1 protein-coding gene is annotated in these 604 nt (G+C 60.1%); it reads right to left on the bottom strand.

Annotation, left to right across the window (positions count from 1 at the left end; all coding sequences use genetic code 11):
• Positions 1-604 (bottom strand): Gfo/Idh/MocA family protein (locus NKH89_RS35710; protein WP_352912068.1); only part of this gene is annotated, 604 nt, incomplete at both ends.

The raw sequence follows: 604 nt of genomic DNA on the forward strand, positions 1-604 counted from the left end.
CACCATGACGACAGGTGCGACACGCGCGTCCGAGCGGCGCGGCTGGAACGCGGAAATAGAGGCATATTCTGTCCCGAGCACGTAACGCACGACGTCGAATTCGTGCGGTGCCGAATTCGTGATGGCCATAGCGCCGGTAAAATCGGCCGCAGGTGTCTCAACATTGCGGTGAAAATTGTGCATCATCAGCGCCCGGCCGAGATGACCATTATCGAGCGCTTGCTTCATTTCCTGATAGGAGCGGTCGTAACGCCGCATGAAGCCGAGCTGGACGAATTTCGCCCCTGCCTTCTGTTCGGTTTCCATCACGGCGATGCAGTCAGCGGACGATTGTGAAAGGGGCTTTTCGCACAGAACGCGCTTGCCCATGGCAATACAGGCCATCGAGAGAGGTGCATGCGTGAAATCGGGGCTCGCAATGATCACGGCGTCCACGTCGTGCCGCGCGATGGCGCCGTTGGGGTCGGTGGCAATGTCGACGGCACCACATGCATCGGCGACCAGGCGAGCGCGCTGCTGATCCATGTCGCAGATCAATTGGAGCTTTGCGCCTGGAAGCTCCTCGGCGACTATCTTGGCATGATCTGCGCCCATCAGGCCGGCG

The organism is Mesorhizobium sp. M0923 (genome assembly GCF_040319365.1).
In the GTDB taxonomy this organism is placed as follows: Bacteria; Pseudomonadota; Alphaproteobacteria; order Rhizobiales; family Rhizobiaceae; genus Mesorhizobium.